The organism is Streptomyces sp. NPDC090088 (assembly GCF_044747345.1).
Lineage (GTDB): Bacteria > Actinomycetota > Actinomycetes > Streptomycetales > Streptomycetaceae > Streptomyces.
The window spans coordinates 1,659,369-1,674,179 of the sequence record NZ_JBIVDZ010000001.1; the positions used below are offsets into that span (position 1 = coordinate 1,659,369).

The window sequence follows — 14,811 nt, forward strand, 5'->3', positions numbered from 1 at the left end:
GACCGTCGGACAGGAGGGCCCATGTCGCTTCCGGAGATCGTCTCGCGTGAGCGGTGGCATGCCGCGCGCGCGGAGTTACTGCTCAAGGAGGAGGCGCTCACGCGTGCGCGGAACGCGCTGGGTGCCGAGCGGCGCCGGCTGCCCATGGTCGAGGTGGACGCCGAGTACGTCTTCGAGGGCGGGGACGGCAAGGCGACCCTGCGGGACCTCTTCGACGGGCGGGCCCAACTGATCGTCCACCACTTCATGTTCGCGCCGGAGTGGGAGAGCGGCTGCCCCAACTGCTCCGCGTTCCTGGACCAGATCGGCCACCTCGCCCATCTGCGGGCACGCGGCACCTCGTTCGCGGCGGTCTCCCGGGCGCCGTTCACCAGGATCCTGCCGTTCAAGGCGCGGATGGGCTGGACCCTGCCCTGGTACTCGTCGTACCACAGCGACTTCAACCGCGACTTCGAGGCGACCCTGGTGGTGGACGACGAACCGGTCGAACGGCCGGGCATCAGCTGCTTCCTGCGGGAGCACGACCGGGTCTTCCACACCTACTCCGCCTACGACCGCGGCCTCGACGGACTCGGTTCGACCACCTCCCTGCTCGACCTGACGGCACTGGGCCGGGTGCCCGAGGGCAGCGACCGGGTCCGTTATCACGACGAGTACGAGGACTGACGCGGACGGTCACAGAAGTGGCCGAAAGTCAACGGATCCTCACCCTCCGCGCCGGTGGCGTGTCGGCTATGTCTCAGTACCGTCACCGGGCGAGCCATCGGTGTTCTCCAGAGCGTTAACTCCTACAAGTAAGACGCTTTCTGGAGGTGCAGGATGGTGAACGGGCGAACCGTGCTCGAACGCTTTTCCGCAGGCGGACCGCGAGGATCATGGCCGGCGGAGGAGTTCGCGCACGCGCGGCGACTCGAGGGCCTGCCCGCGGAGGTCGTGATGGACCTGACCACGGACACGTTCCTGGTGATCGTGCGCGACGGGGCCGAGAGCTAGCCCACCTGCCCGGCGGCCTTCCGGGCGGGCACCTTGGCCGTGAACTGGTCGGCCTGGAGCGCGTACAGCTCGGCGTAGACGCCGCCGCTGGCAATGAGTTCGTCGGGGGTTCCCGACTCCACGACCCGGCCCTGGTCGAGGACATGCACCAGATCGGCGTGGCGGACCGACGCCAGGCGGTGGGTGATCAGTACGACGGTCTGGCCGCTGCCCGCGAGGGCGCGGATCTTCTCGAAGACCTCCAGCTCGGCCCGCGCGTCCAGGGCGGCCGTCGGCTCGTCCACGATGAGGATGTGCCCGCGCCGGTAGGCGGCCCGCGCGATGCCGAGCCGCTGCCACTGGCCGCCGGACAGCTCGTGCCCGCCGCTGAAGTTGCGGGCCAGCAGGGTGTCCAGACCGCGCGGCAGATCCTCGACCACCTCCTGCGCGCCCGCCTCCGCGACCGACTTCTCCAGCCGCTCCTCGGTGAGCGGCGCCGACGAGCGGCCGACGGCCACGTTGACCTTGGCGGTGAACGGCCAGCGCTTGAAGTCCTGGGCGACCATCGCGATGCGCTCGGCGAGCCGGTGCCGGTCGGCCTTCGCCGCGTCGACCCCGTCCCACCGGATGTGGCCCCGGTCCGGCTGGTACAGCCCGGCCAGCAGTTTGACCAGGGTGGTCTTGCCGGAGCCGTTCTCGCCGACCAGGGCGACGATCCGGCCGAGCGGGAGGGTGAGGCTCACGTCGTCGAGGGCGGGACGGGTGCTGTCACCCGGATAGGTGAACGTGACGTTCTCGAACCGGATCTCCCGGGGGTCGTCCGGGAGCGGGTCGCCGCCCAGCGGGATCTCCCGCTCGGCGGCCTCGACGTACAGCCGCTCCAGATCGCCCACGAACAGCGCCTCCTCGTGCAACGCGTTGATCTCCAGCACGAGCGTGTTCAGGCTCGACGAACCGGTGCGGATCGCGATCACCGCCGTACCGGCCACCGAGAGGGCCATCGCCCCGCTCAGCAGCAGCGCGCCGAGCGTCGCGTACGTGGCGACCGTCGCGAGGCCGGTCCAGGCCGCCGCGATCAGGCCGGTGCGGGCGGCCAGCCGGGCCAACCGGGCCTGCTCCTCCTCCGCCGTCTCCGCCATCGAACGGAAGTGCCGCAGCAGGAACGGGCCGACCCCGTGCACCCGGATCTCGGGCGCCGCCTCCGGCTCGGTGAGCAGGTTGCCGATCAGCCGCCCCGCGCGCGCGTGCTGCACCCAGATGTGGAACGACTCGTAGTGGCGCCGGGCGTTGGTCAGCGCGCCCCACGCGCTCGGGATCGTCATCGTGATCAGCAGCGGGAGCAGCGCCGGGTGCAGCACGGTCAGCACACCGGCCGCCGCGGCCAGCGAGATCAGCGCGTTCACCACGCGGGTGCCGTAGCTGATCATGCGGCGGGCGGAGGAGGCGCCGTACTGCGCGGTGTCCAGCAGTTTGTGGAAGGCGTGGTCCTCGATCGCGGACAGCTCGACGGCCGCCGCCCGCTCCAGGTACTGCTCGGTCGCCACCCGCTCGACCTTCGGTTCCAGGCGGCCCGTGGCATACGTCGACGCGGCCCGCAGCAGGGCCGCCACGAACATCACGGCGGCCATGATCACCAGGGCGGGGGCGGCGCTGCGCAGCCGCTCCTCGATGGTGCCGGTACCGATCAGCCGGCCCAGCACGCTGTTCACCGCCAGCAGGCTCACGGCCTGGGCCACACCGACGCCCACCTGGGCGGCCAGTACGGTCCGCGCCGCCCGGGCGTCCGCCTGCCGGGCCAGCCGCAGACTCGACGCGAGCATGCCGGGCAGGCGGGTCATCATGGCGCGGAAGTCGAGCTCCAGGAAGGCGTTCCGGTGCTGGTTCCACCCCATGTCGTAGCGGAGCGGCCCCCCGAACAGCAGCCGTTCCGACTCCGACACCTCGGGCGCTGCCGCATCCCGCCTCTTCGTCACCGCGTTCCTCCCCGGGGCCGTCGACGAACGGCCACTATCGCGGGGTACGACGGTCCCCGGGCAGGGCGCGTGACGGGGCTCGCGGGGCGCGGGGGAGTGCGCCGGGGGTGCGGGCCGAGGAGGAGGGGGAGAGGTGGCTCTGTCCGCCGAGCGTCCGCCCGGCCGCGCGGCGATCACACGCCGATCGGGCGGCTGTTGCGCGGTGATCAGGCAGCGATCGCACGGCGATCAGGCGGACAGCGGACGGCTCCATTCCGGCGTCGTCCCCGTGACCCGGCACAGTGCGAGGTACAGCGGTATCGGCGGGGTGTACGGCACCGTCCCGTCGGGGCGGTGGATCAGGCGGGCGGTGCCGGGGAGCGGGGCGCCCGGGCTGTAGTGGGCCGGCGCGGGCCAGGGCAGGGCGTAGTCGGAGTCCGACGGGACGATCCACCACCAGTGCGTGCCATCGGCGTACACGCATCCCACGCGCGGCAGCCGGGGCACGACCAGCGGTCCCAGACGCGCCGGTACGGCGACGGCGTCGCAGCCCAGCGGTGCCGTCATGCCCTCGGGCAGCGGCAGCCCGCGGGCAGCCGTGCCACCCTCGCCCGCCATGGACCGGTGGCCGCGCTTGAGCCGGACCAGTGTTTCGAGCCCCAGCGACCGGCCGGGGCCGCGGACGCCGTTCACGCCTGCCTCCGCCGGGGCACCTGGCGCAGCGCCGCCTCCGACTGCCCCTCCTCCCCGGAACCGGGAGAGGGACGGTGTACCGGGCGGTGCGCGGGCCCGTGCGGCGGCCCTGGTTCGGGGCGAGCGCCCCAGCCCAGGTCGTTGCGGGGTTCCGCGGTGTCCCGGGCGGCGTCGGTCTGGCGCGGCAGCTCCGCCCAGACCAGCAGCCCCGGCCCGTGCTCCTGAGCCCCCCAGGCCTGGCACAGCGCGTCGACGAGGAGCAATCCCCTCCCGTGCTCCTCCTCCGGCCGCTGCGGGGACGGGTGGGGCTCGTCGGGGGTGCAGCCCTCGTCGTGCACGGCGATGCGCACCGTGTCGTCGTGGTCGTGCAGCTCGCACACGACGCGACTGCTCGCGGTGTGCACGATCGCGTTGGTGACCAGTTCGGATATGACGAGCACGGCGGTGTCACAGGTGTCCGCGCAGACCGACCAGCCGGTCAGCCGGGCACGCACCAGGCGTCTCGCCTGGGCGGGGGAACCCGGATGAGCGGCCAGCTCGAACCGGAACCGGCGCTCGGCAGTGCCCTCACCTGGGGCAACTCCCGTGGCGGCACCGAGACCGAGACGGTCTGCGGCGGCGTCTGTTCCTAAGGGCGCGGACGGAATCACGCTTGCCACTATCGCCCCGCCGTGAACACTTGGCAAGTGTCACTCTGAAAAATGCAGAGTGCTGTGTGACGCGGTGAAGGGCCGTGGCACACTGCTCGCAACAGCATGTCGAGCGGCGCCAGTTGGGATCAGTGAGGATCCGGCGGGCCGATCCGACCAAAGTGACCGAAGTGGCCGAACCGTCCGATGAACGGTCGTTCCGGGCGCGCTCGGTTGCCTTGGCCGGCCCGGTCGTTCCGTCAGATCTTCGAATGAGTCTTCGAACGGCGCCGCTGGGCTGTCAGCATGCCGGGTGACACCTGTATGTGCGGACGGCCGTGACGCCGGCGAGCCCAAGTGGTGGCGCGGCCGGGGAACTTTCGTGGAGGTGGAGCGTGAGCGAGCCGCGGTCCGCGCCGACGGTGGGCCAGGTGGTCCTCGGTCGGCGCCTCCTTGACCTGCGGGAACGCGCCGGCCTCAAGCGCGAGGAGGCCGCCCGGGTGCTCCGCGTGGCACCCGCCACCGTCCGTCGTATGGAGATGGCCGAGGTCGCCCTCAAGATCCCCTACCTCCAACTGCTGCTGAAGGCCTACGGGGTGAGCGACGACGAGGCCGACCTCTTCGTCCGGCTCGCCGAAGAGGCCAACAGGCCCGGCTGGTGGCAGCGGTTCCACGACATCCTGCCGAGCTGGTTCTCCATGTACGTCAGCCTGGAGGGCGCGGCGGCCCTGATCCGCTCCTACGAGCCGCACTTCGTGCCCGGGCTGCTGCAGACCGAGGACTACGCGCGCGGGGTGCTGAGGTCGGGCGCCATCGGCCAGACCGAGCCGGAGGAGATCGAGCGCCATGTCGACCTGCGCATGGAACGCCAGCAACTGCTCACCCGTACCGACGCCCCCCGGTTCTGGGCGGTGATGGACGAGACCGCCCTGCGCCGCCCGGTCGGGGGTCCGGAGGTGATGCGCGCGCAGATCGACCGACTGCTAGAGGTCACGAAGCTGCCCAATGTGACGCTCCAGGTCGCCCCGTTCTCCAGCGGGCCGCACCCGGGGACGTACGGGCCCTTCGTGCTGTTCCGATTCGCCATGCCCGAACTGCCGGACATGGTCTACAGCGAGTACCTGACCGGCGCCGTCTACCTGGACGCGCGCACCGAGGTGGCGACCCACCTGGAGGTCATGGACCGCATGGCGGCGCAGGCCGCTACGGCACAACGCACGAAGGAGATCCTCCGGGATCTCCGCAAGGAGCTGTGAATGGATCGCATCAAGCCCCAGTCCGGGCCGCGCAACCGCACCGAGCGGATCTACAACGGCATGCCCGCCAGGGAACTGGGCAGCGAGGGCTGGCACAAGCCGTGGAGCGGCGGCAACGGGGGCAACTGCCTGGAGGCCATGAAGCTGGCCGACGGCCGGATAGCCGTCCGTCAGTCGACCGACCCCGACGGGCCGGCGCTGATCTACACCACGGACGAGATGACCGCCTTCATCGAGGGCGCCAAGGCGGGGGAGGCCGACTTCCTGCTCTCCTGAAACTGCTTTGTCCCCTTTTCTTTCCTCTTATTCAACTTCTTGATAATGGTGCTGAATTGATCATCGGCCGAGTCCGACGCTTACGGAGTGCCCCGTGACCGACACCGGCAAGCCGCACCCGGCGCGGATCTACGACTGACCCCGGGTGCCGGTGACCGGCGGAGCAGGGCGTACGGCAGTTCCTGCTCCCCGGTCGTGCACGGCGACAACGACCCGATCGTGCTGACCCACGCGGCGGCCGTTCCGGGCCGACCGGGACACGCCTCCTACGCCCGGCATCCACCGCCGTTGCACCCCGCGACCCCGCACCCGCCCTACTGCACGGCCTCCTACACGGTCATCGGCCGGTCGTGCGGCGCTATCGGCGACGGCAGCCGCGAACTCCCCGTCAGATAGCGGTCGACGGCCGCCGCCACCGCCCGTCCCTCCGCGATCGCCCACACGATCAGCGACTGCCCGCGTGCGGCGTCCCCGGCCGCGAACACCCCGGGCACGTTGGTCGCGAAGCCGGGGTCCCTGCTGATCGTCCCGCGCGGCTGCATCGCGAGCCCCAGCTGGTCGATGAGCCCGTCCTCCCGGTCGGGCCCGGAGAAGCCCAGCGCCAGCAGCACCATGTCGGCGGGCAGTGTCCGCCCGGTCCCCGGCATCGGCTGCCGTGCCGCGTCCACCGCCACCAGGTGCAGCGACCGCACATGCCCGCTGCCGTCGCCCTCGAAGCGGAGCGTCGACGCCGCGAACAACCGGGCGTCCGCGTCCGCCGCGGGCGCCGTCTCCAGGTCCCGCGCCTCCTCGTGCGCCGCGGACAGCCGATAGAGCTTCGGATACGTCGGCCACGGCTCGAGGTCCTCGTCCCGCTCCTCTCCCGGCTGCGCGTAGATGTCCAGCTGGGTCACCGACGCGGCCCGCTCCCGCAGCGCCGTCCCCAGGCAGTCCGCCCCCGTGTCACCCCCGCCCACGATCACCACGTGCTTCCCCGCCGCCGACATCGGCGACTGCGCCAGATCCCCCTCGCACACCCGGTTGGCCAGCGGCAGGTACTCCATCGCCTGGTGTATCCCGTCCAACTCCCGACCCGTCACCGGAAGTTCCCGCCACGCCGTCGCCCCGGTCGCGATCACCACCGCGTCGTACCGCGCCCGCAGCTCCGCCGCCCGGACGTCCCGCCCGACCACCACCGACGTACGGAACTTCGTCCCCTCGGCCCGCATCTGCCGCAGCCGCCGCTCCAGATGCGCCTTCTCCATCTTGAACTCGGGGATGCCGTACCGCATCAGCCCGCCGAGCCGGTCGTCCCGCTCGTACACGGCGACCGTGTGACCGGCCCGGGTCAGCTGCTGTGCCGCCGCGAGCCCGGTCGGCCCCGAACCGATCACCGCCACGGTCCGCCCGGACAGCCGCTCCGGCGGCATCGGCGGAGCGAACCCCTCCGCCCAGGCCCGGTCGGCGATGGCACACTCCACGTTCTTGATCGTGACGGCCGGCTGGTTGATCGCGAGCACACACCCCGCCTCGCACGGCGCCGGACACAACCGTCCGGTGAACTCGGGGAAGTTGTTCGTCGCGTGCAGCCGGTCGCTCGCCGCCCGCCAGTCCTCCCGGGAGACCAGGTCGTTCCACTCGGGGATCAGGTTGCCCAGCGGACACGCGTCATGGCAGAACGGCACCCCGCAGTCCATGCAGCGGTCGGCCTGCTTGCTGATGATGGGCAGCAGCGCCCCGGGGACGTACACCTCGTCCCAGTCCCGCACCCGCTCCTCGACCGGCCGCCGCGGCCACTCCTGGCGCGGCGTGGTCATGAAACCCTTGGGATCGGCCATGGTCGTCTTCCTCGCGTGCGATTACCACAGGCCGTGCGCCATCGGGCGGCACTCTTTCGGCCACGATACGTCGCCTCGGTGACGCCCGCAGAGTGGCTGACCGCCCTTTCCACCGGGGCTTCCTCAGCCGGAAGCCAGTCACAGGCCAGCCGGCGGCCAGTGGCCGGTCAGTAGGCAGCCAGTTTTCTCCCACGTCCCCCTCAGGACAGCGCGAGTACGTACACGACGGCCGCCACGGCCGACAGGAGGGTGCGCACGTGGTTCCACTGGGTCCACTCCCGCACGTACACCGGCCAGTAGGTCGCGGCCTCCGCGGTGCCCGGCTCCAGCCTGGCCAGTGCCTCGTTCCTGGGCACGTTGGCCACCAGAGTGAGCCCGAACGAGCCGAACAGATACAGCACGCTGCCCAGCAGCAGCTCCGCCTTCCCCTCGTCCGGCCACACCACGAACGTCACCACCGCGATCATCGCGCACACCACCGCCGACCCGGCGAACACCAGCATGAACGCCGGCGTCAGGGCGGCCCGGTTGACCGCGTTCATCGCGGCGACCCCCTGCGCCGCCGGCAACGAGGCCAGACCGCGCATCACAAAGGTCGAGAACCCGCAGAAGACCCCTGCCACCAGCCCGGTCCCCACCACTCCCATCAGCACCAATACGTAATACGGCCCGTCGATCACGACCACCACACCCACTCTCGCCCTGGACACCTCCGCCACTGAAGTCAATGCCCATCCGCGCCCCCGTCCCATGGCTGTGAAGCGCGTCCACATACGCATCCGTCCAAAAACACCCCCCACGCCATCGATGCCTCGGTCGCATCGCCCGGCGTCACCCGGCGGCGCCCGGCGTCACCCGGTCAAGCGGACCGCCGCCCCGGCCTCCCACTCCCGCAGCACCGCCTCCACCGTCCCCGCGATCCGCCGCCGCGCCTCGTACCGTGGCACCCCGCTCATCAGCAGCTGGTCGTACGGCGTGTCCACATGCCGCACCCCTGCCACCACCGCCGAGATCACCGCCCCCTCCGTCAACGCCCGCCCGGCCGCGGTCCGCCCCACCCGCCCGCTGCCCCGCACCGACGCATGGGCCGCTATCGCCCGGGCCCGCTCCGCCGGACACCCCGGAAACAGCCGCCGGATCTCCGCCGCGAACGCCTCCGTGAACCGGACGTCCGCGGCCGCCCGCCGCTTCGCGTCCCGCGCTCTGCGGCGCCGCCGCGCCTCGGCGTCCGCCAGACACCGCGCCTCGGCCCGGGCCAGCGCGGCCTCCTCGACCAGCACGCCCTGCCGCTCGTACCGGGCCTTGCGCCGGTTGAACCGCACCACCACCGCCGACAGCGCGCTCTCCTCCCGCGACCGCCTGGTCAGCGCCGTGTCCCCACGCGGCAGGAACACCAGATGCGCGAGATCGGCACACTCCAGACACCGCGGCGCCCCGTCCTCCAGCACCAGCAACGACAACGGCCCCCGCCGGCAGGCCGCACACCGCTTGTCGCGCCGAACGGGCTGCACAACCAGAAGTCCACTGTGGTGACGGGGAGTTGCGAGACGCGTCATAGGTGGTTCCTTCCCCTTTACCCGCACTGATCCCACGCCGTCCCCGCCTCCTTGCGGAAGGCGGCCATCGACATCGCCATTGACTCTGAGACCGACACCGACACCGACACCGGCATCTGCACCGACACCGACTCCGAGACCGGCGCCGAGCCCCGCGTGCGGTGTTGGACCGGCCCGCCCGGCGGCACCGGAACCACCCGGACGTGTGCGGGCGGTCGACCCGGCATCATGATCCCGTGCGACTCGAAGCGATCACCTGGGACCGGCTCGCCGAGCGTCTCGCCGAGCGGCTGGCCGAACTGAAGCCCGCCGACGGGGGCGCCTGGCCACGCGTCGCCTTCGACGGCGCCCCGGCCGCCAGGCCCGGGGACCTCGCGGAGCGCGTCGCGGAGGCGCTGCGCGTACGGGGCCGGCCCTCGCTCGTCGCGGGCACCGAGGGCTTCCTGCGCCCCGCCTCGCTGCGCCTGGAGCACGGCCACCGGGACGCGGAGTCGTACTACGGCGGCTGGTTCGACACCAACGCCCTGTGGCGAGAGGTCTTCGGCCCTCTCGACCCCGGCGGGACCGGCCGTGTCCTGCCCGACCTGTGGGACCCGGCCACCGACCGCGCCACCCGCAGCCCCTATGTCCAACTACCGCCCGGTGGACTGCTGTTGCTGCACGGACCGCTTCTGCTGCGGCACTGGTTCCCGTTCGATCTGACCGTCCACCTCCTGCTGACTCCCGGCGCTCTGCGCCGCCGTACCCCCGAGGGCGACCACTGGACCCTGCCCGCCTTCGAGCGCTACGCGGCCGAGACCGACCCCGCCGGCACGGCCGATGTCCTGGTCCGCGCCGACGACCCGCGGCATCCGGCGTGGAGCGGCTGAGCGTCAGTGACCGGCCGGTGGGACCGTCCTCGGAGGCTGATCCACCGAACCTTTTTTATATGCGTATGCATGTAACTAGTCTGACCGTATGACGACCTCCTCGAACGCTCCCGTCACCTTCGACGACTCGGTCCTGGCCCTTCTCGACGGCAAGAACTTCGCCAGCGTCGCCACCCTCGGCCCCGACGGCTCCCCGCAGAACTCGGTGGTCTGGTTCCGGCGCGAGGGCGACACCGTGCTGTTCTCCTCCACCGACGGCCGTCAGAAGGTGCGCAACCTCCGCCGTGACCCCCGGGTCAGCCTCACGGTCTTCGACCTGGCCAACCCCTACCACTCGGCCGAGATCCGCGGCACCGCCGAGATCCTCCCGGACGACTCCAAGCGGCTCCCGTACGAGCTCTCCCACAAGTACCTCGGCATCGACCCGCCCGCGGAGAAGGACGACGAGACCCGCGTGATCATCAGGATCGTCCCGCGGAGGGTCGTCACCTTCTCGGCCTGAGGCGACCCGGGGATCCGACGTCGGGCTCAGAGCCAGCCGTTGCGCCGGAAGCCCCGGTACAGCGTCAGGCACGCCACGGATATGACGCCGATGACCAGCGGATAGCCGAACCGCCAGTGCAGCTCCGGCATGTGATCGAAGTTCATGCCGTAGACCCCGCACACCATCGTCGGCACGGCGATCACCGCGGCCCAGGCCGTGATCTTCCGCATGTCCTCGTTCTGCGCGACCGTCACCTGGGCCAGATGTGCCTGGAGGATGGAGTTGAGCAGTTCGTCGAAGGCCGCGATCTGCTCCTTGGCCCGCATCAGATGGTCGAGCACATCCCGGAAGTACGTCTGTATCTCCGGGGGGATCACCCGTATCGGACGGGCGGTCAGCTCCTCCATCGGCCTGCCGAGCGGGACCACAGCCCGCTTCAGCTCCAGGAGTTCCCGCTTCATCTGGTAGATCCGCCCCGGGTCGGCCCGCGCGCCGTTCTCCGCGAACACGTCCGCCTCGACCTGGTCGATGTCGGCCTGCACCGAGTCCGTGACGTTCAGATAGTCGTCCACCACATGGTCCGCGATCGCGTGCAGCACCGCCGCCGGTCCCTTGGCGAGCTGGCTCGGCGTGGCCTCCAACTCCTCGCGCAGCGGCCCCAGCGAGCCGTGCCGGCCGTGCCGCACCGTGATCACGAACTCCTCGCCGACGAACACCATGATCTCGCCGGTGTTCACCACCTCGCTGGTCGCCGTCAGCTTCTCGTGCTCGACGTAGCAGACTGTCTTGAACACCGCGAACAGCGTCTCGCCGTACCGCTCCACCTTCGGGCGCTGATGGGCCTCGACCGCGTCCTCCACGGCCAGCGGATGCAGGTCGAACAACTCGGCGATGCCCGCGAACTCGCTGTCCGTGGGCTCGTGCAGCCCCAGCCAGACGAACCCCTCGCCCTTCTTGCGCACCCGCTCCACGGCGGAGAACAGGTCGGCGCACTCCGGCACCCGCACCCCGTCCTCGTACGTCACGCAGTTGACCACCGAGGAGCCCAGCGGGGACCGCGCGTGATGGTTCAGGTCGACGCGGGGCCGCCGCCGGGCCAGCCGCGCCACCTTGCGCAGGCCGCCGGCCCTGCCCAGCCCCGTGACCTTCCGCAGATTCCCTGCCATCGTCATCCGGATCTCCTTGCGTGCATCCCCTCGCGCAACGCTTCCGCGCCCTGCTGGGCAAGTCTGCCAGCCCGGTGTGAGACGCGGGTAAGCCTGTGGGAGCGGAGGATTCCGGTTGGTTCCGCCCTGTGGACAACCGGAGCGTCGGCCGTCCCGGACAAGCAGGGCAACTGGGATCATCGCTTCATGACACAAGCCGACGGCTACCTCCTCGACAACCGGCAGAGCGAGGCCGGACAGCGCTTCGACGCCTTCGCCACCCTGTTCGACCCCACCACCTTCCGGCACTTGGAGGCGCTCGGTCTCGGCCCCGGCGGGCGCTGCTGGGAGGTCGGCGCGGGCGGTACCTCCGTGGTGTCCTGGCTGGCCGAGAAGGTGGGGCCGGCCGGACAGGTCGTCGCCACCGACATCGACACCTCGCTGCTCGCCGCGGTCGCCCACGCACCCGTCGAGGTCCGTACCCACGACGTCGGCGCCGAGGAACCGCCGGGGGAGGACTTCGACCTGGTGCACGCGCGGCTCGTGCTGGTCCATGTACCGGACCGGGAGCGGGCGTTGCGGTCCATGATCAAGGCGCTGCGCCCGGGCGGACGGCTGCTGATCGAGGACGCCGACCCCGCCCTCCAGCCGCTCACCTGCCCCTACGAGTACGGTTCCGAGCAGCAGCTCGCCAACCGCCTGCGCCAGGGCTTCCGCAAGCTCCTCGCCGAACGTGGCGCCGACCTGTCGTACGGCCGCAAGCTTCCGCGGCTGCTCCGCGAGTCCGGGCTGCACAGCGTGGAGGCCGACGCCTACTTCCCCGTCGCCTCGCCCGCCTGCACCGCCCTGGAGTCGGCCACGGTCCGGCAGATCCGCGACCGGCTCGTCACGGCCGGCCTGGCCACCGACGCGGACATCGACCAGCACCTGGCCAACGTGGCGGCAGGCAGCATGGACCTGGCCACGGCCCCGATGATCTCGGCATGGGGACACAAGGCGTAGCCCTGCCGGGTCCGACACGGCCCTGTCTGGTCCGACGTGGACCCGCCGGTCTGACGTGGACCCGCCGGTCTGACGTGGACCCGCCGGGCGGGCGTGGACCCCCCGGGCGGACGTTGGCCCGCCGGGCGGATGCAGAACCGCCGCGGACCTGGACCCGCCGGGCGGGCGTTGGCCCGCCACCGTTCCGTCGCGTCCGGTCACGGCGTCGTGTCAGGCGCGCGTGGGCGGTCTTGCGCCCACCTGTTCCACCGCTCGTGCGCCTGCTCGGCAGCCCCGCGCCGCCGCCTCCTCGGGAGTCGCGCCGGCGACCGACGCGGCGAGGAACGCCCCGGTGAAGGCGTCACCCGCACCCGTGGTGTCCCGTGGCGTCGCCGGCACGGCGGGGATCCGGGCGAGGATCTCGCCCGCCCTGGCGATCAGCGCACCGTCCGCCCCCGCCTTGGCCACCACCAGCGGCACCTGGAGGCTCAGCTTGGCCGCCGCGTCCGCCGGGTCGGGCAGTCCCGTCAGCAGACAGGCCTCGTCCCGGCTCGGCAGCAGGACGTCCACGCCCTCGACGAGCGCGAGGAAGCGGTCCACGCCCAGCGCCGCCAGGAACCCGGCCGACGCCGGATCCAGGCTCACCGGAACGCCCCGCGCGCGGGCCGACGCCACCGCCACCGCCGCCAGCGCCCGGCTCGGCCCGGAGAACAGCAGATAGCCGGAGAGGTGCAGCCGGGCCACCCCGTCGAGCAGCGCGTCCGACCAGTCGTCGGGTTCCAGCCGCAGGGCCGCCCCGCTGTCCGTGAGGAAGGTGCGCTCGGCCGCGGCGCCGCCGTCGACCAGGCAGATCACCGTCCCCGTCGCGGCCTCGGGATCCACCACGAGCCGTGGCCGCACCCCGGCGGCGGCCAGCTCCCGCTCGTGCCACTGGGCCGCGTCCGCGCCGACCCGCCCCAGCAGCCGGACGTCCGCGCAGCCCGTGCGGGCGGCCCAGCAGGCCACGTTGGCGCCGGCCCCGCCAGGCAGGGTCCGGATGACGGCGGCGGTGTCGGTACCGGCCGCGAGCGGCTCCCGATGCCGCGCGACGACGTCGGTGACGACGTCACCGACGACCAGCAACGCCCCGCCCGGGCCCGACGCCCCCTCCTCGCCCGACGACGCCCCCGTTCCGCCCGACAGTGCCGCCTTCCCGCCCGGCGCCGCCGCGCGGCCCGCCGTCACCCCGTCGCCCACGCCGACGCGATCCGCGCCGCGAGCCGGACGTTGCCCCGCACGGCCGCCAGATTGGCCTCCAGCGAGGCGCCGTCCGTGTGCCGCACCAGATAGGAGAGCAGGAACGGGGTGACCGCCTGACCGGTGATCCCTTCCGCGTCGCACGCCTGCAGCGCGTCGGCGAGCACGCGCGCGTGCAGTTCGGGATCGAGCTGCTCCGCCTCCGGGACGGGGTTGGCGACGATCAGTGCCGTGTCCGCCGCGTCGAGCGCGTCCTGCGCCCGCATGACGTCCGCGACCCGCTCGGGGGTCTCCAGCGTCCAGTCGACCGGATGTCCCGAGTCGGACAGGTAGAAGCCGGGGAAACGATCCGTGCCGAATCCGGCCACGGCCACACCCAGGGTCTCCAGGCGCTGAAGGGTCGCCGGCACGTCCAGGATCGACTTCACGCCCGCGCACACCACCGTGATCCGCGTGCGGGCCAGCAGACCCAGGTCGGCTGACTCGTCCTGGACCACCGTCCACTCCCGGTGCACCCCGCCGAGACCGCCCGTCGCGAACACCCGGATGCCGGCCAGCGCGGCCAGCTGCGCCGTCGCCGACACGGTGGTGGCCCCGCTCGCCCCTGCCGCCACGGCGAGCGGCAGGTCGCGGTGGCCCAGCTTGCGGATCCCGTCCTCGTTGGCGACCCGCTCCAACTGGTCCTTGTCCAGGCCGACATGGGGCCGGCCGTCCAGCACCGCGATGGTCGCGGGCACGGCGCCCTCCCGCCGTACCGCGTCCTCCAGCTCCACCGCCACCTGAAGGTTGCGCGGGCGCGGCAGCCCGTGCGCGATGATCGTGGACTCCAGGGCGACCACCGCGCGACCCGCGTCGAACGCTTCCCGTACCTCTTCCGACACCACCAGCACCACGCGCCCGCCTCCTGTCTGTCGGTCTTCCCTCATCTCTGGCGGGTGGCACACC

At 71.9% G+C, this 14,811-nt stretch carries 16 protein-coding genes; 7 read left to right on the plus strand and 9 right to left on the minus strand.

Features of this window, described 5'->3' with window-relative positions:
* Positions 1 to 21: 21 nt before the first annotated feature.
* The gene (locus ACIPSJ_RS07335) at positions 22 to 666 is read left to right on the plus strand and encodes a DUF899 domain-containing protein (protein ID WP_401344216.1); all 645 of its coding nucleotides are present in this window, start codon (positions 22 to 24) and stop codon (positions 664 to 666) included.
* A 153-nt stretch (positions 667 to 819) separates the two neighbouring features.
* Positions 820 to 993, plus strand: a complete 174-nt coding sequence (locus ACIPSJ_RS07340; protein WP_355708130.1) for a hypothetical protein — start codon at positions 820 to 822, stop codon at positions 991 to 993.
* Here the strand turns inward: ACIPSJ_RS07340 and ACIPSJ_RS07345 are convergent.
* From ACIPSJ_RS07345 to ACIPSJ_RS07355, 3 genes are all read right to left on the minus strand, one after another.
* A complete protein-coding gene (locus ACIPSJ_RS07345; protein ID WP_401344218.1) occupies positions 990 to 2,945 on the minus strand; it encodes an ABC transporter ATP-binding protein in 1,956 nt (651 codons plus the stop codon). The two genes, ACIPSJ_RS07340 and ACIPSJ_RS07345, sit on opposite strands and share 4 nt — an antisense overlap.
* 228 nt (positions 2,946 to 3,173) lie before the next feature.
* Positions 3,174 to 3,542, minus strand: a complete 369-nt coding sequence (locus ACIPSJ_RS07350) for a hypothetical protein (protein WP_401344607.1) — start codon at positions 3,540 to 3,542, stop codon at positions 3,174 to 3,176.
* Between the two features lie 71 nt (positions 3,543 to 3,613).
* Positions 3,614 to 4,153 (minus strand): ATP-binding protein, encoded by a 540-nt coding sequence (locus tag ACIPSJ_RS07355; RefSeq protein WP_355719050.1) that lies wholly within the window; start codon positions 4,151 to 4,153, stop codon positions 3,614 to 3,616.
* A 488-nt stretch (positions 4,154 to 4,641) separates the two neighbouring features.
* Here ACIPSJ_RS07355 and ACIPSJ_RS07360 point away from each other — a divergent pair, with 488 nt between their 5' ends.
* Positions 4,642 to 5,502, plus strand: coding sequence for a helix-turn-helix transcriptional regulator (locus tag ACIPSJ_RS07360; protein WP_401344220.1), 861 nt, complete (start codon positions 4,642 to 4,644; stop codon positions 5,500 to 5,502).
* Positions 5,503 to 5,778, plus strand: coding sequence for a DUF397 domain-containing protein (locus tag ACIPSJ_RS07365; protein WP_089100964.1), 276 nt, complete (start codon positions 5,503 to 5,505; stop codon positions 5,776 to 5,778).
* Positions 5,779 to 6,107: 329 nt separating this feature from the next.
* Here the strand turns inward: ACIPSJ_RS07365 and ACIPSJ_RS07370 are convergent, their stop codons facing one another.
* From ACIPSJ_RS07370 to ACIPSJ_RS07380, 3 genes are all read right to left on the minus strand, one after another.
* The gene (locus tag ACIPSJ_RS07370; RefSeq protein ID WP_401344222.1) at positions 6,108 to 7,595 is read right to left on the minus strand and encodes a glutamate synthase subunit beta; all 1,488 of its coding nucleotides are present in this window, start codon (positions 7,593 to 7,595) and stop codon (positions 6,108 to 6,110) included.
* Between the two features lie 200 nt (positions 7,596 to 7,795).
* Complete coding sequence (locus ACIPSJ_RS07375) at positions 7,796 to 8,275, minus strand: DUF1772 domain-containing protein (RefSeq protein WP_401344610.1); 480 nt, start codon at positions 8,273 to 8,275, stop codon at positions 7,796 to 7,798.
* 171 nt (positions 8,276 to 8,446) lie between these two features.
* On the minus strand, positions 8,447 to 9,151 hold the full coding sequence (locus ACIPSJ_RS07380; RefSeq protein ID WP_401344223.1) for a DUF2293 domain-containing protein: 705 nt from the start codon (positions 9,149 to 9,151) through the stop codon (positions 8,447 to 8,449).
* 236 nt (positions 9,152 to 9,387) lie between these two features.
* On the opposite strand from ACIPSJ_RS07380, the gene ACIPSJ_RS07385 reads away from it, so the two are divergent.
* On the plus strand, positions 9,388 to 10,020 hold the full coding sequence (locus ACIPSJ_RS07385) for a uridine kinase (protein WP_401344225.1): 633 nt from the start codon (positions 9,388 to 9,390) through the stop codon (positions 10,018 to 10,020).
* 88 nt (positions 10,021 to 10,108) lie between these two features.
* Positions 10,109 to 10,522 (plus strand): PPOX class F420-dependent oxidoreductase, encoded by a 414-nt coding sequence (locus ACIPSJ_RS07390; protein ID WP_393537421.1) that lies wholly within the window; start codon positions 10,109 to 10,111, stop codon positions 10,520 to 10,522.
* A 26-nt stretch (positions 10,523 to 10,548) separates the two neighbouring features.
* Here the strand turns inward: ACIPSJ_RS07390 and ACIPSJ_RS07395 are convergent, their stop codons facing one another.
* The gene (locus ACIPSJ_RS07395; RefSeq protein WP_355718938.1) at positions 10,549 to 11,676 is read right to left on the minus strand and encodes a magnesium and cobalt transport protein CorA; all 1,128 of its coding nucleotides are present in this window, start codon (positions 11,674 to 11,676) and stop codon (positions 10,549 to 10,551) included.
* 180 nt (positions 11,677 to 11,856) lie between these two features.
* Between ACIPSJ_RS07395 and ACIPSJ_RS07400 the strand changes: the two genes are divergently transcribed.
* Entirely contained in the window at positions 11,857 to 12,651 is a 795-nt protein-coding gene (locus ACIPSJ_RS07400) for a methyltransferase domain-containing protein (protein ID WP_401344227.1), read from the plus strand.
* Positions 12,652 to 12,861: 210 nt separating this feature from the next.
* Here the strand turns inward: ACIPSJ_RS07400 and ACIPSJ_RS07405 are convergent, their stop codons facing one another.
* Both ACIPSJ_RS07405 and ACIPSJ_RS07410 read right to left on the minus strand, forming a co-directional pair.
* Positions 12,862 to 13,812: a carbohydrate kinase family protein gene (locus ACIPSJ_RS07405; RefSeq protein ID WP_401344611.1), complete on the minus strand. Its 951-nt coding sequence runs from the start codon at positions 13,810 to 13,812 to the stop codon at positions 12,862 to 12,864.
* Positions 13,813 to 13,850: 38 nt separating this feature from the next.
* Positions 13,851 to 14,759, minus strand: a complete 909-nt coding sequence (locus ACIPSJ_RS07410; RefSeq protein ID WP_401344229.1) for a pseudouridine-5'-phosphate glycosidase — start codon at positions 14,757 to 14,759, stop codon at positions 13,851 to 13,853.
* Between the last annotated feature and the right edge of the window lie 52 nt (positions 14,760 to 14,811).